Raw genomic sequence first — 23722 nt, 5'->3', positions numbered from 1 at the left:
GGAGCCTCATGGATATCACCGAGCTGCTGGCCTTTAGCGCCAAACAGGGTGCGTCGGACTTGCACCTCTCGGCGGGCCTGCCGCCGATGATCCGGGTCGACGGCGATGTACGGCGGATCAACCTGCCGGCGCTGGACCACAAGCAGGTCCACGACCTGATCTACGACATCATGAACGACCGCCAGCGCAAGGACTACGAGGAGTTCCTGGAGACCGACTTCTCCTTCGAAGTGCCGGGCGTGGCGCGCTTCCGGGTCAACGCCTTCAACCACAACCGCGGGTCGGGCGCGGTGTTCCGGACCATTCCCTCGAAAGTCCTGACCATGAGCGACCTGGGCATGGGCGAGGTGTTCCGCAAGATCACCGAGGTGCCGCGCGGGCTGGTGCTGGTGACCGGGCCGACCGGTTCGGGCAAGTCGACCACCCTGGCGGCGATGATCGACCACCTGAACAACAACAAGCATCACCATATCCTGACCATCGAGGACCCGATCGAATTCGTCCACGAGTCGAAGAAGTGCCTGGTCAACCAGCGTGAAGTGCATCGCGACACCCAGAGTTTCTCCGCGGCCCTGCGTTCGGCCCTGCGGGAGGACCCGGACGTGATCCTGGTGGGCGAGATGCGTGACCTGGAAACCATCCGCCTGGCGCTGACCGCCGCGGAAACCGGTCACCTGGTGTTCGGCACCCTGCACACCACCTCGGCGGCCAAGACCATCGACCGGGTGGTCGACGTGTTTCCGGCGCAGGAGAAGTCGATGGTTCGCTCGATGCTCTCCGAATCCCTGCAGGCGGTGATTTCCCAGAGCCTGCTGAAGAAGGTCGGCGGCGGGCGTATCGCCGCCCACGAGATCATGCTCGGCACCCCGGCGATCCGGAACCTGATCCGCGAGGACAAGGTGGCGCAGATGTACTCCTCGATCCAGACCGGCGGTTCGCTGGGCATGCAGACCCTGGACATGTGCCTCAAGGAACTGCTGACCAAGGGCCTGATCACCCGCGACAATGCCCGGGAGAAGGCGAAGATCCCGGACAACTTCTGACGCGAACCCCCGTGAGCTTCTACGCTGTCACACAGGTGTGTGCCTGATTCGACGCGGAGAAGCCATGGAGTTCGAGAAACTGCTGCGCCTGATGGTCGAGAAGGGCGCTTCCGACCTGTTTATCACCCCGGGCCTGCCGCCGTCGCTCAAGGTCAACGGCCAGATCCTGCCGGTGACCCGCGTCCCGCTGACCCAGGAACAGGCCCAGGACGCGGTGTTCGGCCTGATGAGCGAACGTCAGAAGCTCGACTTCATCCACCTGCACGAATGCAATTTCGCCATCCATCCCAAGGGCATTGGCCGGTTCCGCGTCAGCGCCTTTTACCAGCGCAGCCAACCGGGCATGGTGTTGCGGCGCATCGAGACGCGGATTCCCGAGCTGGCCACGCTGAAGCTGCCGCCGATCATCGAGCAACTGGCACTGCTCAAGCGCGGGCTGGTGATGCTGGTCGGGGCCACCGGCACCGGCAAGTCGACCACCCTGGCAGCGATGATCGGCCACCGCAACCAGCAGGGCAGCGGCCATATCGTCACGGTCGAGGACCCCATCGAGTTTGTTCATGAACACCAGAACTGCATCATTACCCAGCGCGAAGTGGGGATCGACACCGATTCCTACGAGGTGGCGCTGAAAAACACCCTGCGCCAGGCCCCGGACCTGATCATGATCGGCGAAGTGCGCACCCGGGAGACCATGGGCCATGCGCTGGCGTTCGCGGAAACCGGGCACCTGTGCCTGGCGACCCTGCATGCGCCGAATGCCGACCAGGCGCTGGAGCGGATCATCAACTTCTTTCCCGTGGACCGGCACCCGCAGATCTGGATGGAGCTGTCCCTCAACCTGCGGGCGATTGTCGCCCAGCAGTTGATTCCGGCCCGGGATGGCCAGGGACGGCGGGCGGTGGTGGAAGTGCTGCTGAATACGCCGCTGATGGCCGACCTGATTCGCAAGGGCGAGATCAAGGAGCTCAAGGCGTTGATGAAACGCTCGACCGAACAGGGGATGCAGACCTTGGACCAGGCGTTGTATGCATTGCATCAGGAGGGGGTGATCAGCTACCGCGATGCATTGGCGTATGCGGATTCAGCCAATGACTTGCGGCTGATGATCAAGTTGGAGAAGGGGGCGGGTGGTGCGGGGGCGGATAGCTTGAGCCTGGGGCCGGCCTAGGAGCTTTGTGGTGGCTGTTCTGACGCCTTCGCGGCGGTGCGGCGACCCGACAAGCCCTGCTCCTACAGTACGTCGTCGTTCACCGATTTTGTAAACGACCCAACACTGTAGGAGCAGGGCTTGCCCGCGAAGAGGCCCTCGAGAGCGCCCAAAGCATCACAGGTGCACCACGAATCCAATCAGCGCTGCACAACCCGCATATGGTTCTGCTCTTTCGGGATCACGCGCTTGGCAATCACGTAATGGCTGTCCCAGTACGGCTTCTTCAGCGTGTCGATGGTCACCGACTTGCCGCGACGCGGTGCGTGGATAAACCGGTCGTTGCCCAGGTAGATGGCCACGTGGTTGACCTTGCGGCTCTTGAGGGTGAAGAACAGCAGGTCGCCCGGCTTGAGGTCCTTGCGCGCGACTTTCTGCCCGTGGCCGGCGGCCATGGCATTGGACGTGCGCGGCAGATCACTGGCCGCTACGCCGTTGAAGGCATACTTGACCAGGCCGCTGCAGTCGAAGCCCTTGCTCGGGCTGCTGCCGCCCCAGCGATAGGGCGTACCCAACACGTTCACCGCACGGCTGAGCACGGCGCTGCTCTGCTTGGCGTTCGGTGCGGCCGGATTGATGGCCACCACGCTATCATGGCGGGCTTTGCCATGGCTGCCGTGCTTGCCAGGGCGCTTGACCACAGGGGCGGTCAGATCGGTAGCATGGGCAACGGTAGCCGGTGATTTGGCAGTGTGACCGTTGACGGAAGGAAGACGTTGCTCACGGTTGGTGGCGTGGGCGGCCAGTGGCATTAATAGGCAGATGGTTAGCCATGTCTTGAAAAATGGTCGCATTAGGCAAGGCTCTAAATAGGTAATCGCGCAACTTTATAACAGCTTTTTGGTCACTTCTGGGCCCGTTTGTCGAATCAATACAGGGGTTTAAAGTGGCCTGCGGCTGTGAAATCCGACCCACGAGTCACGTGAAAGTCAGGCCCCACAAGGCTTTCAGCGATTTTCGGTAAGGGTTTGTTACATGTTTTGAGACAGTAAAAAAGTCACACGGTTTTACGAAATATTTATCTATCGAGCTCGGAGAAGGCGTTGATGAACAGCTATCGGCAGGACGGCACACCGGCGAATACCCACAACGTTTTACTCGGGTATTTGCTGTGGATTTTTGGTTTTACCGGTTCTCACCGCTTCTATTACGGCAAGCCGGTTACCGGGACGATCTGGTTTTTTACCTTCGGGTTGCTGGGGATCGGTTGGTTGATCGACCTGTTCCTGATTCCGGGCATGGACCGCGAGGCGGATCTGCGTTTTACCGCCGGGCCGCTGGACTATAACGTCGCCTGGTTGCTGCTGACGTTCCTGGGGTTGTTCGGTATTCACCGGATGTACCAGGGCAAATGGCTGACCGGGCTGCTTTATCTGCTGACGGGCGGGTTGCTGGGGCTTGGCGTGCTGTATGACTTCTGGACACTGAATGACCAGGTGTCGCTGAGGAACAGCGGGCGGGGTTGAGGTCGAATCCCTTTTCTCTGGGGGGGGTGGCGACCTCAAGGGCCTCTTCGCGGGCAAGCCCTGCTCCTACAGTTCTTCGTCGAATATCAATCTGGTGTACGACATAAATCTGTAGGAGCAGGGCTTGCCCGCGAAGGCGGTTTTAAGGACGCTAAAAGCTTCGCGGCGGTGCGGCGATCCGACAAGCACCGCTCCTACAAATACTGGATCACGCCTGGTGTGTGATCCGCCCATCCATCAGCGTATAACGCACCGCTCCCGGCAACGCATGGCCGAGGAACGGGCAGTTCTCGCCCTTGGACAACCAGTGCTCACCGGCCACGGTCGAGGTGCTCGGATCGAACAGCACCAGATCCGCCGCCGCCCCCACCGCCAGCTTGCCCGCCGGCAGGCGCAAAGCCTCGGCAGGACCGGCGCTCAGGCGCTTCAGCAAGGTCGGCAGGTCCAGCAGGCCATCTTCCACCAGGGTCAACGCCAGCGGCAGCAACAGCTCGACGCTGCTGATGCCCGGCTCGGTCTCGCCGAACGGCGCCAGCTTGGCATCGCGCTCATGGGGCTGGTGATGGCTGGAGATGGCGCTCACCACCCCGGATTTCACCGCAGCGCGCAAACCGTCGCGGTCGGCGCGGGTGCGCAGCGGCGGTTGCACGTGATAAAGGCTGGAGAAGTCGATCAGCGCTTCGTCGGTCAGGATCAGCTGGTACAAGGCCACATCGGCGGTCACCGGCAAGCCACGGGCCTGGGCCTGGGCGATCAGGGCCACGCCGCGCGCGCTGGTCAGCTGGCTGAAGTGCGCGCGCACGCCGCTCTGCTCCACCAGCAGCAGGTCCCGGGCCAGGGCTACGGTCTCGGCGGTTTCCGGAATCCCCGACAAGCCGAGGAAGCTGGCGGTCGGGCCTTCATGGGCCAGGCCGCCATGGGCCAGGTCATGGTCCTGGGAGTGGAAAATCACCGTCAGGTCGAACGTCGCCGCATATTCCAGCGCCCGGCACAGGGTGCGGGTGTTGCGGAAGCTCTCCAGGCCGTTGCCGAACGCCACGCAGCCGGCATCGCGCAAGGCCACCAGCTCGGCCAACTGTTCGCCTTCCAGGCCTTTGCTCAGGGCACCAATAGGAAACACCTTGGTGTTGCCGGCTTCGCGGGCACGGTCGAGGATCAGTTCGGCCACCGCCGAGGTGTCCAGCACCGGTTTGGTCTTGGGCGGGCAGCACAGGCTGGTGACGCCGCCGGCTGCGGCCGCGCGGGTTTCGCTGGCGATATTGCCCTTGCGGCTGTAGCCCGGCTCGCGCAGGGAGACGTTCAGGTCCACCAGCCCGGGAGCGGCCACCAGGCCTTTGGCATCGATCACGTCGACGGCGGCGAAACCCGCCGGGGCGGCGCCGATGGCAATCAGCTTGCCGGCTTCCAGGTGCAGGTCGGTCACTTGATCCAGGCCGCTGCTCGGGTCGATGACGCGGGCGCCGAGTATGCTGAGTTTCACTTGGCCTTCTCCTGGTCGAATTGGCGCTGGGCAGTCTGCCCGCTCATGGCCATGGACAGCACGGCCATGCGTATGGCGATGCCGTAGGTGACTTGGTTGAGGATCACCGAATGGGGGCCGTCGGCCACCGCCGATTCGATTTCCACGCCACGGTTGATCGGGCCCGGGTGCATGACGATGCAATCCGGCTTGGCGCCGGCCAGGCGCGCGGTGGTCAGGCCGAACAGGCGGTAGAACTCGCCTTCGCTGGGCAGCAGGCCGCCGGTCATGCGTTCACGCTGCAGGCGCAGCATGATCACCACGTCGACGTCCTTCAGGCCTTCGGCCAGGTCGGTGTAGACCTTCACCCCGTATTGCTCGATGCCGATCGGCAGCAAGGTTTTCGGCGCGATCACACGGATATCCGGGCAACCCAGGGTCTTGAGCGCCAGCATGTTCGAACGGGCCACCCGCGAGTGCAGGATGTCGCCGACGATGGCCACCGAGAGGTTTTCGAAGCCGCCCTTGTGCCGACGGATGGTCAGCATGTCGAGCATGCCCTGGGTCGGGTGCGCGTGGCGGCCGTCGCCGCCGTTGATGACCGCCACCTGGGGGCAGACGTGTTCGGCGATGAAATGCGCGGCGCCGGACTCGCCGTGACGCACGACGAACATATCGGCGGCCATGGCCTCGAGGTTGCGCAGGGTGTCGAGCAGGGTTTCACCCTTGCTCGCCGAGGACGTGGACACGTTCAGGGTGATCACGTCCGCCGACAACCGTTGGGCGGCCATTTCAAAGGTGGTGCGGGTACGGGTGGAGTTCTCGAAGAACACGTTGCACACGGTCTTGCCGCGCAGCAGCGGGACTTTCTTTACCGCCCGGGCGCCGACTTCGAGGAAGGAGTCGGCGGTATCGAGGATTTCGGTCAACAGCTCGCGGCGCAGGCCGTCGAGCGAGAGGAAGTGGCGTAGCTGGCCCTGATCATTGAGCTGCAGCGGGCGCTTGGCGTCTAGAGGCGTCATCGCAAGGGACTCTTTAAAGGGCGAGGTCTTGAAGTTCAAGTTGGAGCGGCGCGGGGCCGGACAATTTTACCCGTTCCGTGGGAGCCAGCGACAGTGTTGCACCGACCACATCGGGACGGATCGGCAGTTCGGCGGCATCAAGGTCCAGCAGGCTGACCAGCGTCACGCTGGCCGGGCGGCCGTAGTCGAAGAGTTCGTTGAGGGCCGCGCGGACGGTCCGGCCGCTCATCAGCACGTCGTCGATCAGCACCAGGTGCTGGCCTTCGATCTCGAACGGCAGCTCGGACGGGCGCACCTGCGGGTGCAGGCCGTTCTGGCTGAAGTCGTCGCGGTAGAAGGACACATCCAGGGTGCCCAGGGGCGATGTGCTATCCAGGGCCTTGAGCAGCGCCTGGGCCACCCACACGCCGCCGGTACGAATACCGATAAAGCGCGGTTCGACAATGGCGCGCTTGCTCAGGTGGGCGTTGAGATCGACGGCCATCTGGCTGATCAGGTCGGCGGGATTGGGCAGGCTCATGGTTGCTCCTTCAAGGGCCCTTGCGGGGGATCAAGGCGAGGGTAAGAGGTTCGGGCAGCGCCGCTGTTCAGGACTCGGCAGGTGTCGGGTGTTCTTCGATCCAGCTTTGCAGCAGCAGCTTGGCGGCGATGGCGTCCACCGGGTTGTCGCGATAGGTGCCTTTCTGGCCGCCACGGGCCATGCGTTCGCCCTTGGCTTCGAAAGTGGTCAGGCGTTCGTCCTGGGTGAAGAACGGCAGGTTGTAGCGACCGTTGAGCCGGCGGGCGAATTTCTCCGCACGGGCGCACATGTCGCTGGGGGTGCCGTCCATGTTCAGCGGCAGGCCGACCACCACGGCGTCGGGTTTCCATTCCTTGATCAGGGCTTCGACCTGGTTCCAGTCGGGAATCCCGTTCTGCGCCTTCAGGGTGCAGAGCTCACGGGCCTGGCCGGTGATCATCTGGCCGACGGCGACGCCGATCTGTTTGGTGCCGTAGTCGAAACCCAGCAGCAGGCGGATGGCGGCCATCAGGCGTGGCCCGCCTGGCTGGTGAGCAGGCTGAGGTTGATCCCCAGGTGCGCGGCGGCGGCAGCGAGGCGGGCGTCGCTGTCGGTTTCGAAGAGAATGTCCGGGGAGAACGGGCAGGTCAGCCAGGCGTTGTCGGCCAGTTCCGCTTCCAGTTGCCCGGCTTCCCAACCGGCGTAGCCGAGGGCGATCAGGCTGCGGGATGGGCCTTCACCGTCGGCAATGGCGAACAGCACATCCTGGGACGTGGACAGCGCCAGGCCTTCCAGTTCGACGGTGGCCTGGTAGGTCTGGCCGATGGGGTGCAGGACAAACCCGCGGTCGGTCTGCACCGGACCGCCGGTATAGATCGGCACATGCTGGCAGAGGGCTGGCGGCTCGATGTCCGGGCGCAGTTGTTCGAGGATATCGGCCAGGCTCAGCGCTTGCGGGCGGTTGATCACCAGCCCCATGGCACCGTTCGCGCTGTGCTCGACGATATAGGTCACCGTCTGCGCGAAATTCGGGTCGGCCATATGCGGCATGGCGATCAGGAAATGATGCTTGAGGTACGTCGGGGTGAGGTTTTTCATGAGCCCTAGTGTGGCCGTGGGCGGGCGACCTGACAAGCGGTGTAGGCGCGATTCAGTTGCTGGAAAGCTTGTCGCCCCGGGAAAAACGCCAGGTGCGGATGATCTCCAGGCGGTCGATGTCCGACAGATCGCCGGTAAAGGGCGCGAACGGTGCCGCCAGGCGCACGATCCGCTGCGCCGCCTGGTCCAGCAGCGGCTGCCCGGAGGATTCCAGCACCAGCACTTCATACAGCGAGCCGTCGCGGTTGATCGAGACCATCAGCCGCAAATTGCCGTAGATCTGCTGGCGACGGGCTTCTTCGGGGTAATTGAGGTTGCCGATGCGCTCGACCTTCTTGCGCCAGTCATCCTTGTACCAGGCGCCCTTGTCGCGCATGGTCGAGGCCGCGCTCAAGCGATGAATCCGCGGGCGCTTGGCATACAACTGTTGTTCCTTGGCCAGTTCCGCTTCAAGGCTGGCGATGTCGCTGGACAGCTGCGAGCTGTCGAAGGTCGGTGCCGGTTGCTGGGGCGCCGCCTCGGTCTTGACCTGTTCATGCTTGATCACGGCTTTCTTCGGCTTCGGCGCCACCGTGGTGACCACCGCCTTCGGTGCCGCTTCGGTTACTTCCTGCTTGGCCGGTGGCGGCGGGGTGACCTCATTGATGCTGTTGTCCTGGAACGGCGCGACCTCGGTGGTCTTGGGTATCGCCTTTTTATCCAGGGTGCCGCTGCCTTCCTGGTTGTCCTGGGCGAGGAAATCAGCCTTTTCCGGCGGTTTCACGCTCTTGAAGGTGGACAGGGTGATTTCCAGGGTCTTGCTGATCTGCTTGGGCTCGACGACGCTGAAGCCCACGCCGAGCAGCAGCGCCAGGTGGATCAGCGCCGCCAGGAAAAGCGTGAAGCCAAGCCGATCCGCCGGGCGTACGCCGGGGCGGGAAAGTTCGGGAGGCAGATCGGCGGGAAGCGTCATGACCAGGAAACCAACATCGCATGTATCGAAAGCGCGGAATGATAACGCAATGTTGGCTTTTTCTCGGCTGTTCTACATCAACGGGCTTGCAGCTTGCGCTCAATGGCATCCATCAGCAGGCCGCCGATGTCGGTGCCGAAGGCGTTGTCGATCTCGCGGATGCAGGTCGGGCTGGTGACGTTGATTTCCGTCAGATGCTCGCCGATCACGTCCAGGCCGACAAACAACAGGCCTTTTTCCCGCAAGGTCGGGCCGACCTGGGCGGCGATCCAGCGGTCGCGGTCGGTCAGCGGACGGGCTTCGCCGCGACCGCCGGCGGCCAGGTTGCCACGGGTTTCACCGGCTGCCGGGATCCGCGCCAGGCAATAGGGCACCGGCTCGCCGTCGACCATCAGGATGCGCTTGTCGCCGTCCTTGATTCCCGGCAGGTAGGCCTGGGCCATGATCTGCTGGCTGCCCAGGGCGGTCAGGGTCTCGAGGATCACCGACAGGTTCGGGTCGCCGACCCGGTGGCGGAAGATCGAAGTACCGCCCATGCCGTCCAGCGGCTTGAGGATCACGTCACCGTGCTTGGCGGCAAACTCGCGCAACACATCGGCGCGACGGCTGACCACGGTGGCCGGGGTGCACTGCGGGAACTGGGTGGCGAAGAGCTTTTCGTTGCAGTCGCGCAGGCTCTGCGGCTTGTTGACCACCAGCACCCCGGCGCGCTCGGCCTGTTCCAGCAGGTAGGTGGAGTAGACGAACTCCATGTCGAAGGGCGGGTCCTTGCGCATCAGGATCACGTCCAGGTCGCTCAGGGCCGTGTCGGTCTCGGCTTCCAGCTCGAACCAGTGCTCGGGGTTGGCGAACACTTTCAGTGGACGCATGCGCCCCCGCGCCACGCCGGCGTCCTGGTACAGGTCCTGCTGTTCCATGTAGAACAGGGTCCAGCCGCGCGCCTGGGCGGCCAGCAACATCGCCAGGGAACTGTCCTTTTTATAGGAAATGTTGGCAATGGGGTCCATGACAATCCCGAGACGAACGCTCATGGGCTATATCCTCTATGGGCCGTGATGGCCGAAATGACTTGAAAAAGTGGCGTCAGAGTGGCGCTACACCGATTCCCGGTCAAGGAAAAACCGCCTGTCCGGGTGGGGCCGGGGGCGGTTGATAGATTGCATCTTGAGACTGTGCTAAAAAGGCTCGCATGCCGCTCGAAGCGCTTACACATCAAGGGCTTCGCGCCTGGAAAGCGCTTAAATGCAGTCAATCGAGTCGCTGTGGCGATGGTAGAGCAGATATGGAACAGCATTCCACAGCCTTGAAAGTGATGGTCATCGACGACTCGAAGACGATTCGTCGCACCGCCGAGACGCTGTTGAAACACGTGGGTTGCGAAGTGATCACGGCCATCGACGGCTTCGATGCCCTGGCCAAGATCGCCGATCACCATCCGGGTATCATCTTCGTCGATATCATGATGCCGCGCCTGGATGGCTACCAGACCTGCGCCCTGATCAAGAACAACCGTGCGTTCAAGTCCACGCCGGTGATCATGCTGTCCTCCAAGGACGGCCTGTTCGACAAGGCCAAGGGGCGTATCGTCGGTTCCGATCAGTTTTTGACCAAGCCGTTCAGCAAGGAAGAACTGCTGGCCGCGATCAAGGCCCATGTGCCGGGGTTCGCGGCGGTAGAACAAGCACATTGACGGTCGGCCGCCTGGCCGCCCGCCTTATAAGCAGTGGGGAACACCATGGCACGTATCCTGATCGTCGATGATTCGCCGACTGAAATGTACAAACTGACCACCATGCTGGAGAAGCACGGTCATGAAGTGCTCAAGGCCGAAAACGGTGCCGACGGCGTGGCCCTGGCCCGCCAGGAAAAGCCCGACGCGGTCCTGATGGACATCGTCATGCCGGGCCTCAATGGCTTCCAGGCCACCCGGCAGCTGACCAAAGACAGTGAAACCAGCCATATCCCGGTGATCATCATCACCACCAAGGATCAGGAAACCGACAAGGTCTGGGGCACGCGCCAGGGCGCTCGCGACTACCTGACCAAACCGGTGGAAGAAGACACCCTGATCAAGACCCTGAACAGCGTCCTCGCCGGCTGACGGCCCGCGCCCATGAGCCCGTCGCAGACTGCCTTCCAGCTGCTGCTGGAAATCGACCAGCGCTGTCGCCTGTTGGCGGCCGACCTGCCGTCGCAACAGGCCCGCCAGGACACCTGGAGCGGTATCGGCTTTCGCCTCGGCGAGCACTGGTATGTGGCGCCGATGGGCGAAGTCGGCGAAGTCCTGCATGAGCCGCGTCACACCCTGTTGCCGGGGGTGAAACCCTGGGTCAAGGGCGTGGCCAACCTGCGTGGGCGCCTGCTGCCGATCATGGACCTGTGTGGGTTTTTCGGCCATGAGCTGTCCGCGTTGCGCAAACAGCGGCGGGTACTGGTGGTGGAATACAAGGACGTGTTCGCCGGCCTGATGGTGGACGAAGTGGCCGGTTTGCAGCACTTTCCCCAGGGCGGGCAGCAGGGCCTTTCGGTCCAGCCGCCGGATGCGGCGGTGGCGCCCTTTGTCCAGGGCCGTTTCGAGCGTGAACGCAGTTGGTGGGTGTTCAGCCCGTTTGCCCTGGCGCAGGCGCCGGGGTTTCTGGATGTAGCCTTACAGGCAGGGGCCTGATCGATGACAAACGCTAAAACCGGCAAGCCGTTGGAGGCTTCGCGCAGTCGTTCGCAGATCATCGTGCTGTTTATCGCCCTGATCGTGTTCATCATGCTGTTGTTCGCCAACTTCGCCTACCTGAACACCCAGTCCACCTACGACAAGCAATACATCAGCCATGCCGGCGAGCTGCGGGTGCTGTCCCAGCGTATCGCCAAGAACGCCACGGAAGCGGCTTCCGGCAAGGCCGCGGCGTTCAAGTTGCTGAGCGACGCGCGCAACGACTTCGCCCAACGCTGGGGTTACCTGAAAAAAGGCGACCCGGCCACTGGCCTGCCCGCCGCGCCGCCCGCCGTGCGTACGGAAATGCACGCCGTGCAGCAGGATTGGGAAAACCTGCTGCGCAACACCGATGCCATCCTCGCCAGCGAACAGACCGTGCTGTCGTTGCATCAGGTGGCCGCGACCCTGGCCGAAACCGTGCCGCAGTTGCAGGTCGAATATGAAAAGGTCGTGGAGATTCTCCTGCAACGCGGCGCCCCGGCGGCCCAGGTGGCCATGGCCCAGCGCCAGTCGTTGCTGGCCGAGCGGATCCTCGGCGCGGTGAACACGGTGCTGGCCGGCGACGAAACCTCGTCCCAGGCCGCCGATGCCTTCGGTCGTGACGCCGCCCGTTTCGGCCAGGTGCTCAACGGCATGCTCCAGGGCAATGCGGCGCTGAAAATCACCCAGGTCGAAGACAAGGACGCCCGCGCCCGTCTGGGGGATATCGCCGAACTGTTCGAATTCGTCTCAGGCTCCGTGGATGAAATCCTCGAAACCTCACCGCAGCTGTTCCAGGTTCGCGAGTCGGCCGGGAATATCTTCAGCCTGTCGCAAACCCTGCTGGACGAAGCCTCGCACCTGGCCAACGGTTTTGAAAACCTCGCCGGCGAACGCTCCCTGGACACTATCGGCGGTTATGTCCTCGGCCTGCTGGCCCTGGCCTCGATCATCCTGATCGGCCTGGTGATGGTCCGCGAGACCAATCGCCAGTTGCACGAGACCGCCGAAAAGAACGAGCGCAACCAGCACGCGATCATGCGCCTGCTGGATGAAATCGAAGACCTGGCCGACGGCGACCTGACCGTGACCGCTTCCGTCACGGAAGATTTCACCGGGACCATTGCCGACTCCATCAACTATTCCGTCGACCAGCTGCGGGATCTGGTGGCCACCATCAACCTCACCGCCGGCCAGGTCGCCGCCGCCGTGCAGGAAACCCAGGCCACCGCCATGCAACTGGCCGAGGCCTCCGAGCACCAGGCCCAGCAGATTTCCGAAGCGTCCACCGCCATCAGCGACATGGCCGAGTCCATCGACCAGGTCTCGGCCAACGCCGCCGAATCGTCGGCGGTGGCCGAGCGTTCGGTGGAGATCGCCAACAAGGGCAACGAGGTGGTGCACAACACCATCCACGGCATGGACAATATTCGCGAACAGATCCAGGACACCGCCAAGCGGATCAAGCGCCTGGGCGAGTCTTCCCAGGAAATCGGCGATATCGTCAGCCTGATCGACGACATTGCCGACCAGACCAATATCCTTGCCCTCAATGCGGCGATCCAGGCCTCCATGGCCGGCGATGCCGGGCGCGGTTTCGCGGTGGTGGCCGATGAGGTCCAGCGCCTGGCGGAACGTTCGTCGGCGGCGACCCGGCAGATCGAAACCCTGGTGCGGGCGATCCAGACCGACACCAACGAGGCGGTGATCTCCATGGAGCAGACCACCACCGAAGTGGTGCGCGGCGCGCGGCTGGCCCAGGATGCCGGGGTTGCCCTGGAAGAAATCGAAGGGGTCTCCAAGACCCTGGCGGCCTTGATCCAGAGCATTTCCAACGCGGCCCAGCAACAGACCACGTCGGCGGGACAGATCTCGCTGACCATGAACGTGATCCAACAGATCACCACCCAGACCTCGTCGGGCTCGACCGCCACCGCCGACAGCATCGGCAACCTGGCGAAAATGGCCAGCCAGCTGCGGCGCTCGGTCTCCGGCTTTACCCTGCCTGCTGCGCAAGATGCGCGTGAAACCCGTTAGTGGAGTCGTCATGAGCGATCAGCACGACTATGTGGCCCTCGAATGGGTCAAGGGCGAAATCGCCGATACCCTGAAGCAGGCGCGCCAGGCCCTGGATGCGTTCGATGAGCCGACGCATTCGGTCCAGGACATCGCCGAATGCCTGGAATGCATTCACCAGGTCCATGGCAGCTTGCAGATGGTCGAGTTCTACGGCGCGGCCCTGCTCGCCGAGGAAACCGAAGCCCTGGCCCTGGCCGTACAGCAAGGGCGGGTGGTCGATCTGCCGGAAGCGCTGAAGTTGTTGCGCCAGGCCCTGGGGCAGATGCCGTTGTATCTGGACCGGGTCCACAGTGCCCGCCGCGATCTGCCATTGGTGGTGCTGCCGCTGCTCAATGACCTGCGCAGTGCCCGGGGCGAAAGCCTGCTGTCGGAAACCAGCCTGTTCAGCCCGACCTTGCCGGAGTTGCCGCCATTGGCCGAGGCGACCCTCGCCGAACTGACCCCGGCGGAACTGCCGGCCTTGTTGCGCAAGTTGCGGCAGATGCTGCAGACCGCGCTGGTCGGTTTGCTACGTGAACAGGACGACGAAACCAACCTCGGTTATATGGCCAAGGTCTTTGCCCGGCTTGAAATCCTCTGTCTGAATGCGCCGTTGGGGGCGCTCTGGCAAGTCGCGTCGGCGCTGGTCGAGGGCATGCTCGCGGGTGTCATCGCCAACAGCCCGGCCCTGCGCAGTCTGCTCAAGGACTCCGACAAGGAACTCAAGCGCCTGCTGGAGCAGGGCATCGCCGGAATCAACCAGCCGGCCCCGGAAGAATTGCTCAAGAGCCTGCTGTTCTATATCGCCAAGGCGCGCCAGCCGACGGCGCAGATGCTCGCCCTTAAAGAACGTTATGGCCTGGATGAAGCCCTGCCCGATACGGCGGTGGTCGACGAGGAGCGGGCGCGTCTGGCAGGCCCCGACCGCGATGCCATGCGTTCGGTGGTCGCGGCGTTGTGCGAGGAACTGGTGCGGTGCAAGGAACGGCTGGACCTGTTCGTGCGCGGCGACCGCCAGCACACCGACGAACTGTCGAGCCTGCTGGCGCCCCTGCGGCAGATCGCCGATACCCTGGCGGTGCTCGGCTTCGGCCAGCCGCGCAAGGTCATCATTGACCAGACGGCGGTGGTCCTGGGCCTGGTCCAGGGCCAGCGCGAGCCGAATGACTCGGTGCTGATGGACGTTGCCGGCGCCTTGCTCTACGTCGAGGCGACCCTGGCCGGGATGATCGGCACCGTGGAGCCGGAAAGCCGTGAAGAAAGCCGCCTGCCGACCACCGACCTGACCCAGATCCACCAGTTGGTGGTCAAGGAATCGCGGATCTGCCTGCAACAGGCCAAGGACCTGATCATCGAGTACATCGATGCCGACTGGGACCGCGAGCGCCTGTTGCCCTTGCCCGAGTTGCTGACCTCGGTCCGTGGCGCCTTGTCGATGATTCCCCTCGGCCGGGCCGCGAGCCTGCTGGAAACCTGTAATCGTTATATCCACGACCACCTGTTGAACGGTCCGCAACCGCCGTCCTGGCAGCAACTCGACCGCCTGGCCGATGCCCTGAGCAGTATCGAGTACTACCTCGAGCGTTTGGGCGAAGACCACGAGGCGCCGGGTGAGCGGGTGCTGGACATGGCCGAGGAAAGCCTCGATGCCCTGGGTTATACGCCTGCCGAGCAGGACGTACCGGTGCTCGAAGATGTCCTGAGCCCTAACGAAGCCCAGGTGATGCAGGACTTGCAGGTGCTGGACAACCCGCAGGTGGTGCAGTCCCTGGCCGATGTCCTGGCCAGCCCCGTGTCCGCCCTCAATCCGCCGGCCCGCCAGGTCCCGGGCAGCCTGCTGCCGCCACCGGGCGACGAAGCTCCGGTGGACGACGAATTACGTGAAGTCTTCCTGGAGGAATGCGCGGAAGTGCTCGATGTGCTGCGCGAATACCTGCCGCGCTGGGCGCTGAATACCGAGAGCAAATCGGCCCTGACCGAGCTGCGTCGCGCCTTCCACACGCTCAAGGGCAGCGGCCGGATGGTCCGGGCGCTGGTGCTGGGCGAGCTGGCCTGGGCGGTGGAAAACCTGCTCAACCGTGTGCTCGAACACAGCGTCGAGGCCGACGCGCCGGTCCACCAGTTGCTCGACGATGTGCTGCAGGTGTTGCCGGAACTGGTCATCGAGTTTGCCGAACAGGCCCAGCGCCAGCGCGACGATGTCGACCTGCTGGCCGCCCGAGCCCATGAGTTGGCGGGTTCGGCTGCGGACGAAGCCACGCCCGGGGACGTGGGAGAGACCGACGATGAGGCCATCGACCGGCAGCTGCTGGATATTTTCCGCAACGAGGCCGAGACGCATCTGGACAGCCTCAACCACTTTCTCGAAGAGGCCACCGAACACCTGCCGCTGGCCGCCAGCGACGAATTGCAAAGGGCGTTGCACACCCTCAAGGGCAGCGCCTACGTGGCCGGGGTGCGGCCGATCGCCGAACTGGCGGCACCGTTTTACCACCTGGTGCGTGAGTTCAAGGCCCACCTGTTGCCACTGGACTTGGATGAGGTCGAGTTGCTGCTGGAGGCCGAGGTCCTGTTGCACCAAGGGTTGAAGCAACTGGCTGACGACCCGCTGGCGGCCATCGACGGCGCCGCGGAACTGATCCGACGTGCCGAGGCCCTGCTCGCGGCCCGGCTGGAGTCGCTGCTCAGCGTTACCAGCGGCACCAAGCGTGACCCGCAACTGATCAACAACTTCCTGGCCCAGGGCATGGATATCCTGCTGGACGCGGAAAACCTGCTGCTGCGCTGGCAGCAGCACCCCGGCGAGCGTGAGGAGCTCAGCAGCCTGCTGGACGAGCTGACCACCCTCGGCCAGGGCGCCCACAGTGCCGACTTGCACCCGGTGGATGAACTCTGCGAAGCCTTGCTCGACCTCTACGGTGCCGTCGAAGAAAGCAGCCTGGCGGTCAGCGAACGGTTTTTCCATGAGGCGCAGAGCGCCCATGAAGCGCTGATCAACATGTTCGACGAACTGGCCGCCGGCCAGGAAATCAAGGCGCAACCGGAGCGACTGCGGGCCCTGCGCGAGCTGCTCGACGAGGCCCTCGATCCATCCGCCACCGGCCTGATCAAGACCGACGGCAGCCGCGCCCTGAGCATCGCCGAACTGGGCGCCGCCACCGCCGAAGCGAGCCAGGTCCTCGATGAAGTGGACCTCGACGACGAGATCGTGGTGATCTTCCTCGAAGAGGCCGCGGATATCCTCGACAGTGCCGGTCTGGCCTTGCAGCGTTGGCTCGACGATCCGGACAACGCCGCGCCGCTACTGTCCCTGCAACGGGACCTGCACACCCTCAAGGGCGGCGCGCGCATGGCCGAGATCGGCCCGGTGGGCGATCTGGCCCACGAACTGGAAAATCTCTACGAAGGCCTGGTGGACCGGCGCTTCAACCATTCTCCCGAACTGGCGCTGCTGTTGCAGAAAAGCCATGACCGCCTGGCGGTCCTGCTGGACCAGCTTCAAGGGCATCAGCCCCTGGGCGATCCGAGTGCGCTGATCGAGTGCTTGCGCCAGTTTCGCCAGGGCAGCAGCGCACCGCTGGAGGTGAGCGAGGCCGCCGAAGCGCCCGCGTCGGTGACCGGCAACGATCCGGAGTTGCTGGAGATCTTCCTCGAAGAGGGGTTCGATATCCTCGAAAGCTCCGGCGCGGCCTTGCTGCGCTGGCAGGCTGAGCCGGCAAATCGCCAGGACGTGGAAACCCTGCTGCGTGACCTGCACACCCTCAAGGGCAGCGCGCGCATGGTGGAAATCGTGCCGATCGGCGACCTGGCCCACGAGTTGGAGTTTCTTTACGAAGGGCTGTCGGCCGGGCTGCTGCAACCGGGGCCGGAGCTGTTCGGCTTGTTGCAGGCCGGCCATGACCGGCTGGCGCATATGCTCGATGCGGTGCGCGCCGAACAGCCGGTGCTGCCCGCCGATGCGCTGATCCAGGATATCCAGGCGTTTGGCCGGCAGTCGCCGGTCAATCTGCCGGTCGCCGCCCCGATTGTCGCGCCGGCAGCACCCAAGCCCGAGGCCCCGACGGTCGCCGAGGCCGAGCGGGCGGCCCAGGATATGGTCAAGGTTTCGGCGGATGTGCTCGAAGACCTGGTCAACCTGGCGGGTGAAACCTCGATCTTCCGTGGCCGTATCGAGCAGCAGGTCAACGACGCCAGGATCGCGCTCAACGAAATGGAGACCACCATCGAGCGTATGCGCGATCAGTTGCGCCGCCTCGACACCGAGACCCAGGGGCGGATTCTCAGTCGCCAGCAGGTGGAAGCCGAACGCCTGGGTTATGAAGAATTCGACCCGCTGGAAATGGACCGGCATTCGCAGTTGCAGCAATTGTCCCGGGCCTTGTTCGAATCCGCCTCCGACCTGCTGGACCTCAAGGAGACCCTGTCCGGGCGCAACCAGGATGCGGAAAACCTGCTGGCACAACAGGCGCGGGTCAACACCCAGTTGCAGGAAGGCCTGATGCGCACGCGCATGGTGCCGTTCGAGCGTCTGGTGCCGCGCCTCAAGCGTATCGTCCGGCAGGTGGCGGGGGAGTTGGGCAAGGAGGTCGATTTCGTGGTCGGCAATGCCGAGGGCGAAATGGACCGCAATGTGCTGGAACGCATGGTCGCGCCCCTGGAGCATATGTTGCGCAATGCCGTCGACCACGGCCTGGAAAGTGCCGAAGGCCGGCGTGCGGCCGGGAAACCGGAGCAGGGGCTGATCAGCCTGGACCTGTCCCACGAAGGTGGCGATATCGTCTTCGATATACGTGACGACGGCGCCGGGGTACCCCTCGAAGCGGTGCGGCGCAAGGCGATCAAGCGCGGTCTGCTGGAGCCGGACATGCCGATCAGCGATCGCGACGTGTTGCAGTTCATCCTCCAGCCGGGCTTTTCCACGGCGGAAAAGATCACCCAGATTTCCGGGCGCGGCGTGGGCATGGACGTGGTCCACGAAGAGGTGCGGCAACTGGGCGGCACCATGCGTATCGACTCCATCCCGGGGCAGGGCGTGCACTTCCAGATCCGCCTGCCGTTCAGCGTCTCGGTGAACCGTGCATTGATGGTGCAATGCGCCGACGAGCAATACGCGGTGCCGCTGAACACCGTCGAAGGGCTGGTGCGGGTCTTGCCGAGTGAGCTGGAAGATTATTACCAACTCGATCCGCCGCGCTACGAATACGCCGGGCAGACCTACGAACTGCGTTACCTCGGCGAACTGCTGCAAACCGTGGGCAAGCCGAAATTATTCGGCCAGAGCCTGGCGTTGCCGGTGTTGCTGGTGCACTGCAACGATCAGCGCATGGCGCTGCAAGTGGATGCCCTGGCGGGTTCGCGGGAAATCGTGGTGAAGAACCTCGGGCCGCAGTTCGCCGCGGTACCGGGGCTGTCGGGGGCGACCATCCTGGGCGACGGTCGCGTGGTGCTGATTCTCGATTTGCTCGCCCATGTGCGCAACGCCTTGTCGCGGGCGCCGGTACAGTCCATGTCCAGTGGTACCAGCGTGGATGCGACGCCGGTGCGTCCGACCCTGGTCATGGTGGTGGACGACTCGGTCACCGTACGCAAGGTCACCAGTCGCCTGTTGGAGCGCAACGGCATGAACGTGTTGACGGCCAAGGATGGGGTGGACGCCATGATGTTGCTGGAGGAGCACACCCCGGACCTGATGCTGCTGGACATTGAAATGCCGCGTATGGACGGTTTTGAGGTGGCGACGCGGATCCGCAACGATGAACGCCTCAAGGACCTGCCGATTATCATGATCACCTCGCGTACCGGGCAGAAACACCGGGACCGGGCCATGGCCATTGGCGTCAACGAATACCTGGGCAAGCCGTACCAGGAGTCGGCGTTGCTGGAAAGCATCGCCCATTGGAGTCAGCTCCATGCATGAACACAGCACCAGCAGCCTGACAGGGTTGATGCTGCCGTTGGCGGACCGTTACCTGTTGCTGCCGAATGTCGCGGTGGCGGAGTTGATCGACTACCAGCGCGGCGAGCCGGCCAGCGATGCGCCGCCGTGGTATCTGCGGCAGGTGACTTGGCGCAACCAGCAATTGCCATTGATCAGCTTCGAGGCGGCCTGCGGCTGTCCGCTGGCGGTGGGGGATCGGGCACGGATCGTGGTGCTCAATGCCCTGGGTGGGCGGCCGGAATTGAAGTTTATCGCGCTGGTGATCCAGGGGATCCCGCGCTCGTACAAGCTCGACAGCCAGCTGAGTTTTGTCGATGTGCCGCTGTGTCGGCTGGAGAAGGCGGCGGTGCAGGTGGGTGAGTGGGTGGCGAAGGTGCCGGACTTGCTGGGGCTGGAGCAGTTGGTGTTGGAGTCCGGGTTGGCCTGACAACCCGGACCCGGAGTAACTTTCTATTTAACGGGAGTCCGCACAACCTTGATGTCATCGATGTCTATCTTACGGGACACGCCGGGCCCTGTCCCGTTACGCGCACCGATCAAGAGATGGCTCAAGTTATTGGAGTAGACAACTAGGATTTTGATTGGATCACCTTGGAGCCACTCGTTGGTTGGAGTGTACTCATCTATAAAAAAACTGTTATAGGCTATCGAGAAGTGCTGTGTAATCACGCCCGTGATCGTTGTCGCTTCCCCCGGCTCCGGCGGGTAAACACGGTATTTGAAGGATATTTCAAGCCACTCTTTTTCCTGCTCTTTGCCAGAAAGGGTAAACATCTTGAAGAGCGAGGGCAGAAACGTGTTTGGGGGTCTCCATTCCAGCTTGCCGGACCAGAAAGTATTCGGGCCTTCCGGGCCAGCTTCCGTTTTGAGTATCCCGTCTGGAGATCCAATCTCATTTTCCCATCCGTTCCTTTCTCCATTTTCGAAATCGGTAAAATCATCCAGGTTCTTCATCTTGGTTTCTCCGGTCACTGGCGCTTTTGACCCTGCCCGTGGAGCCGGACATTGGAGATCGCAGCGCGGTTTTTAGTAGGCGCTGGAGACGGTTGTTTGACTACTGTCAGAACTGACAGGTCGAAGTCACTATCCGACAAAAGGTTCTGATGCTTTCGCAACACAGAATCACCTCTAGTCTCGATCCGTTCGTAGAAGCTCGACAGCCAGTTGAATTTTGTCGATGTGCCGCTGTGCCGGCTGGAGAAGGCGGCGGTGCAGGTGGGCGAGTGGGTGGCGAAGGTGCCGGACTTGCTGGGGTTGGAGCAGTTGGTGCTGGAGTCGGGGTTGGCTTGACGAACGGCCGGTTTTTTTCGTTCACAGGCCTCGCAGATGACATCACCCTGTAGGAGCCGGCTTGCTGGCGATGATGCTGGTACATTCGACACATTATCTGCGCTGTGCACATCGCTATCGCCAGCAAGCTGGCTCCTACAGGTTTTATGGCGTTTTTACGGACGTACCACTACCCGCTCATCCAACGCCGAATTCACGAATGCCCGCGCCATCTCGATCAGGTGCACGACGCCCAGCACCACCTTTCGGTTTGACCCACTGAGGTTTTCTACCGCTTCGTAGGCGGTAGCGGCTGCGGCTTCCAACAGTTCATAAGCAGTGACGAGGGATTCCTCGGAACGCACATCCACCCGAATCTGATACAGGCTTTCAGGCAGTTTGTAGCGAATGGGTGGTTCTGCCGGTGGCAGGTTGTAGTGGGCGAATATGCGCTCGATGTCGGCGTCTATCGGGTTAAGTGTGACGGGTGGGTCGGGGTTATCTTCGACATTGATTTAGCTCTCTCAACGCAGGTTGAGCTGCTACCGAGACGCTACTACACGACAGGGTGGCAGCTGTACGCAGGTTAGTAGCCGGCGAGCTAAGAACCGGTGCACCGAGGTGCCCTGCGCACAGCCACCATAACGCGCAGGCAACAAACAGTGCCTGACAGGACGGTGACGCATTGCGCCTTAGCTAAACAGCGGGCTACTAAACCCGATCACTGAATTGGCAGTGACGAACGAAGACTAGACCAGGTGTTTTGGCAGGCGCAAGCCGCCGGGATTTTCTAGGAAATTTCACTCAATAGAAAGAGTGGTGTCTTATAACGAACGACTGGCCGTTGCTGCGATTTTTCTTCGTTCACAAAAACAGTGATAACCACACTTTAATCGCTCCCTCCGATAAAACGTGGTCTGTCCCGGAAAAGCTCGATACGGACACCGGCGGTTACCGTCCACAACAAGGGACGGCGGACGCCATTGGGAGCGCGATCTGAACCTGCACTACATCGTGCAATCAGTGCCCGGCCAAGGACCTTCGCTGCAACAGTCCCACGTCACCCATCGCGCCAACAGCAGTCAGGGCGGCGATGACATCGACCGGCCGTACCTCGTCATTGAGTACCCGCTCGAGCTGGGGGCCGTTCTGACATTTCCGCCGCTGAATAAGATTTTGGCAACGGTTCGATGTTCTTCTCCTCGACCCCGGCATGCGGGTCGGCCTGTCTGTTCATCGTCGCCAATGTGCGTATCGCCGACGTCAGCGGCCTGGACGGACTGCCCGATAACCGCCACTGCAGTCCCCGCCAACAGTTTCCGACGCGTGACGGCGGACACACTTCTGCTATTCTCAGCCATGATCCGAGCTCCCTAAGGACTTAAATGACGATAACGAGCAAGCAGTCGAGAGCGGCAAGAGCGCTACTGCAGTGGGACCAGAAGGCGGGCTGAAGCTGGACATACCCAGCCCTGGCTGCAGTTTGCGGGGCAAGTAATTCTCAGTATGCTCCATGGAGGTGCGTGATGAATGAAGCCTATAACTTACTTGTGAAGTTCACTCCAGACAGTATTTCCAATGTAACAAATGGAAAGATATTTTTTCATGAATCAGAAAAACTAGCAAAGGATGCGAGTTTTTTATCTGATTTAGAATATCGCCATGCCATTCCAGGATTGGCAGAGACGGGCAAAATAAAAAACGAAGAAAATAGTATTGATTTTTCTCAATATAAGGGGCTCGTCTATATCAAAAACGCACCCTCCATGTCATTTGAAGAATTGCAGCGCCTCGCAACGGCGTTGAGGGATATGGATATTGTAGAATATGTTGAAATTGAGCCAGTCGAGCCTGAGCTTGATCCAGTCGGGCCTGCTCCGACGCCGTCAGGCGAATGTACAGCAGGCCCCACAAGTACAACTCCGAACTTCGTTGATCGGCAAGAGTATCTCCAAGGTGATTTGGGATCAAATGTCATTGGTATTGATGCCATGAATGCTTGGCGATTATTTGAGGCTACCGGGCGAGGAATTAGATGTGCAGATATCGAAAACGGCGAGTTTGCTTACGATCATGAAGATCTGGAAGGCGCTAATTTTATAGAGCTCGTTCCAATGCCCGGTGAGAATACCAATGACCACGGGACTCAAGTTGCTGGTGTCGTCTTTGCTAGAAACAATGGATTTGGCATGCTGGGCGTTGCCTATGAAGTTGATGTATTTTACGGGATTTCGCAGGGTCCTCTTGGTCGCGTTGGCGGTATTGCTGAGGGTTTGAAACATTTAAGAGCCGGAGACGTATTTATATATGAAATGCAAACGGGCGGCCGTGAGGGCCGATTGGTACCCGCTGATTTTAATAGGGGTGTTTGGGACATAACAAAACAGGCCACTGATGCTGGAATTATTGTTGTCGCCGCTGCCGGTAATGGTCATGAAGATTTAGACCATCCGTTTTATGAGGAATATAGAAGCCGTGGCGACAATGGAAGTATTCTCGTCGGCTCTGGAACACGGACCGGCCGTAATTGCTCCGTTTTTTCTACATATGGTAGCCCGATACATTTACAGGGGTGGGGTGGTGATGGGTATGTGGCTACTTGCGGCGTTGGTGATCTTTTTAATGAGGGGCGTACGAGGACTTATGCCGCAGAGTTTGCAGGAACCTCTGCGGCCACGGCAATTGTAGGAGCAGCCGTCATTGCGGTGCAGTCATGGTTTAAAAGGACTGGCACGGTAATAACGCCAAGACACATGAGAGAGCTATTAATTCGGACGGGTACACCTCAAGGAACAGGTGGACATATCGGTCCACTTCCCCATATCGTGAACGCCATTGCTTCAATGTCTGCGGTCGAACTGCCGGCGCCGGCGATCTAAAGAGGTCAGCAGCCGCCAGCTCGATCCGCTGGCGGCGTTGACCACGCTGACGGTGCTGGTGTCGCAATACGATGATATCGCAAGTGCCGACCAGATCAGTGTGATACAAGGCCAGTCAAACTGGGGTCGTTCTGACCCTG

Annotated in this window: 19 protein-coding genes and 2 pseudogenes; 12 read left to right on the top strand and 9 right to left on the bottom strand. The window is 62.0% G+C overall.

The features are described 5' to 3' along the window. Positions 1 to 8 precede the first annotated feature (8 nt). Positions 9 to 1043, top strand: coding sequence for a type IV pilus twitching motility protein PilT (locus tag M5B42_RS18715; protein WP_103494437.1), 1035 nt, complete (start codon positions 9 to 11; stop codon positions 1041 to 1043). Positions 1044 to 1107: 64 nt separating this feature from the next. Continuing rightward, positions 1108 to 2214 carry a PilT/PilU family type 4a pilus ATPase gene (locus M5B42_RS18710; RefSeq protein WP_248746685.1) on the top strand — a complete coding sequence of 369 codons (1107 nt, stop codon included), beginning with the start codon at positions 1108 to 1110 and terminating at the stop codon, positions 2212 to 2214. A 179-nt stretch (positions 2215 to 2393) separates the two neighbouring features. Here M5B42_RS18710 and M5B42_RS18705 read toward each other — a convergent pair whose 3' ends face one another. Continuing rightward, positions 2394 to 3047 (bottom strand): C40 family peptidase, encoded by a 654-nt coding sequence (locus tag M5B42_RS18705; protein ID WP_103494435.1) that lies wholly within the window; start codon positions 3045 to 3047, stop codon positions 2394 to 2396. Between the two features lie 252 nt (positions 3048 to 3299). Here M5B42_RS18705 and M5B42_RS18700 point away from each other — a divergent pair, with 252 nt between their 5' ends. Continuing rightward, positions 3300 to 3719, top strand: a complete 420-nt coding sequence (locus M5B42_RS18700; RefSeq protein WP_152736825.1) for a TM2 domain-containing protein — start codon at positions 3300 to 3302, stop codon at positions 3717 to 3719. Between the two features lie 208 nt (positions 3720 to 3927). On the opposite strand, the gene M5B42_RS18695 is transcribed toward M5B42_RS18700, so the two are convergent. From M5B42_RS18695 to gshB, 7 genes are all read right to left on the bottom strand, one after another. Beyond that, positions 3928 to 5199: a dihydroorotase gene (locus M5B42_RS18695; protein WP_177100994.1), complete on the bottom strand. Its 1272-nt coding sequence runs from the start codon at positions 5197 to 5199 to the stop codon at positions 3928 to 3930. Next, positions 5196 to 6200, bottom strand: a complete 1005-nt coding sequence (locus tag M5B42_RS18690; RefSeq protein ID WP_103494432.1) for an aspartate carbamoyltransferase catalytic subunit — start codon at positions 6198 to 6200, stop codon at positions 5196 to 5198. The genes M5B42_RS18695 and M5B42_RS18690 overlap by 4 nt, the downstream gene beginning before the upstream one ends. Positions 6201 to 6213: 13 nt before the next feature. Then, positions 6214 to 6720: a bifunctional pyr operon transcriptional regulator/uracil phosphoribosyltransferase PyrR gene (gene pyrR / locus M5B42_RS18685; protein ID WP_152736827.1), complete on the bottom strand. Its 507-nt coding sequence runs from the start codon at positions 6718 to 6720 to the stop codon at positions 6214 to 6216. Positions 6721 to 6787: 67 nt separating this feature from the next. Beyond that, positions 6788 to 7228, bottom strand: coding sequence for a Holliday junction resolvase RuvX (gene ruvX, locus M5B42_RS18680; protein ID WP_103494430.1), 441 nt, complete (start codon positions 7226 to 7228; stop codon positions 6788 to 6790). Next, positions 7228 to 7797, bottom strand: coding sequence for a YqgE/AlgH family protein (locus M5B42_RS18675; protein WP_103494429.1), 570 nt, complete (start codon positions 7795 to 7797; stop codon positions 7228 to 7230). The genes ruvX and M5B42_RS18675 overlap by 1 nt, the downstream gene beginning before the upstream one ends. Before the next feature lie 52 nt (positions 7798 to 7849). Further along, positions 7850 to 8749, bottom strand: a complete 900-nt coding sequence (locus tag M5B42_RS18670) for an energy transducer TonB (protein ID WP_103494428.1) — start codon at positions 8747 to 8749, stop codon at positions 7850 to 7852. Between the two features lie 77 nt (positions 8750 to 8826). Then, positions 8827 to 9780, bottom strand: a complete 954-nt coding sequence (gshB, locus tag M5B42_RS18665; protein WP_100944625.1) for a glutathione synthase — start codon at positions 9778 to 9780, stop codon at positions 8827 to 8829. A 251-nt stretch (positions 9781 to 10031) separates the two neighbouring features. Between gshB and pilG the strand changes: the two genes are divergently transcribed. From pilG to M5B42_RS18635, 6 genes are read left to right on the top strand one after another with little or no spacing between them, the layout of a single operon-like run. Then, positions 10032 to 10439 (top strand): twitching motility response regulator PilG, encoded by a 408-nt coding sequence (pilG, locus tag M5B42_RS18660; protein ID WP_100944626.1) that lies wholly within the window; start codon positions 10032 to 10034, stop codon positions 10437 to 10439. A gap of 45 nt (positions 10440 to 10484) precedes the next feature. Next, the gene (gene pilH / locus M5B42_RS18655) at positions 10485 to 10850 is read left to right on the top strand and encodes a twitching motility response regulator PilH (protein WP_103494426.1); all 366 of its coding nucleotides are present in this window, start codon (positions 10485 to 10487) and stop codon (positions 10848 to 10850) included. Positions 10851 to 10862: 12 nt separating this feature from the next. After that, complete coding sequence (locus M5B42_RS18650) at positions 10863 to 11414, top strand: chemotaxis protein CheW (RefSeq protein WP_103494425.1); 552 nt, start codon at positions 10863 to 10865, stop codon at positions 11412 to 11414. Positions 11415 to 11417: 3 nt separating this feature from the next. Further along, on the top strand, positions 11418 to 13475 hold the full coding sequence (locus M5B42_RS18645; RefSeq protein WP_103494424.1) for a methyl-accepting chemotaxis protein: 2058 nt from the start codon (positions 11418 to 11420) through the stop codon (positions 13473 to 13475). 10 nt (positions 13476 to 13485) lie between these two features. Further along, positions 13486 to 19413 (top strand): Hpt domain-containing protein, encoded by a 5928-nt coding sequence (locus M5B42_RS18640; RefSeq protein ID WP_248746684.1) that lies wholly within the window; start codon positions 13486 to 13488, stop codon positions 19411 to 19413. Further along, a complete protein-coding gene (locus M5B42_RS18635; RefSeq protein WP_100944631.1) occupies positions 19406 to 19861 on the top strand; it encodes a chemotaxis protein CheW in 456 nt (151 codons plus the stop codon). Before M5B42_RS18640 ends, M5B42_RS18635 begins: the two co-directional genes overlap by 8 nt. A 23-nt stretch (positions 19862 to 19884) precedes the next feature. Here M5B42_RS18635 and M5B42_RS18630 read toward each other — a convergent pair whose 3' ends face one another. Beyond that, positions 19885 to 20388 (bottom strand): hypothetical protein, encoded by a 504-nt coding sequence (locus M5B42_RS18630; RefSeq protein ID WP_248746683.1) that lies wholly within the window; start codon positions 20386 to 20388, stop codon positions 19885 to 19887. A gap of 186 nt (positions 20389 to 20574) precedes the next feature. Between M5B42_RS18630 and M5B42_RS18625 the strand changes: the two are divergent. From M5B42_RS18625 to M5B42_RS18615, 3 genes and pseudogenes are all read left to right on the top strand, one after another. Continuing rightward, a pseudogene (locus M5B42_RS18625) lies at positions 20575 to 20724 on the top strand (chemotaxis protein CheW); the annotation flags it as partial. 913 nt (positions 20725 to 21637) lie between these two features. Then, positions 21638 to 21846: pseudogene (locus M5B42_RS18620) on the top strand (OprD family outer membrane porin); the annotation flags it as partial. A 383-nt stretch (positions 21847 to 22229) separates the two neighbouring features. Further along, positions 22230 to 23582, top strand: a complete 1353-nt coding sequence (locus tag M5B42_RS18615) for a S8 family serine peptidase (RefSeq protein ID WP_152736832.1) — start codon at positions 22230 to 22232, stop codon at positions 23580 to 23582. Positions 23583 to 23722 lie beyond the last annotated feature (140 nt).

The sequence above is a fragment of the Pseudomonas sp. MWU12-2037 genome (assembly GCF_023242345.1).
GTDB lineage: Bacteria > Pseudomonadota > Gammaproteobacteria > Pseudomonadales > Pseudomonadaceae > Aquipseudomonas > Aquipseudomonas gingeri_D.
The sequence above is the reverse complement of the archived record's forward strand: the minus strand, read 5'-3'. Positions and strand labels throughout refer to the sequence as shown.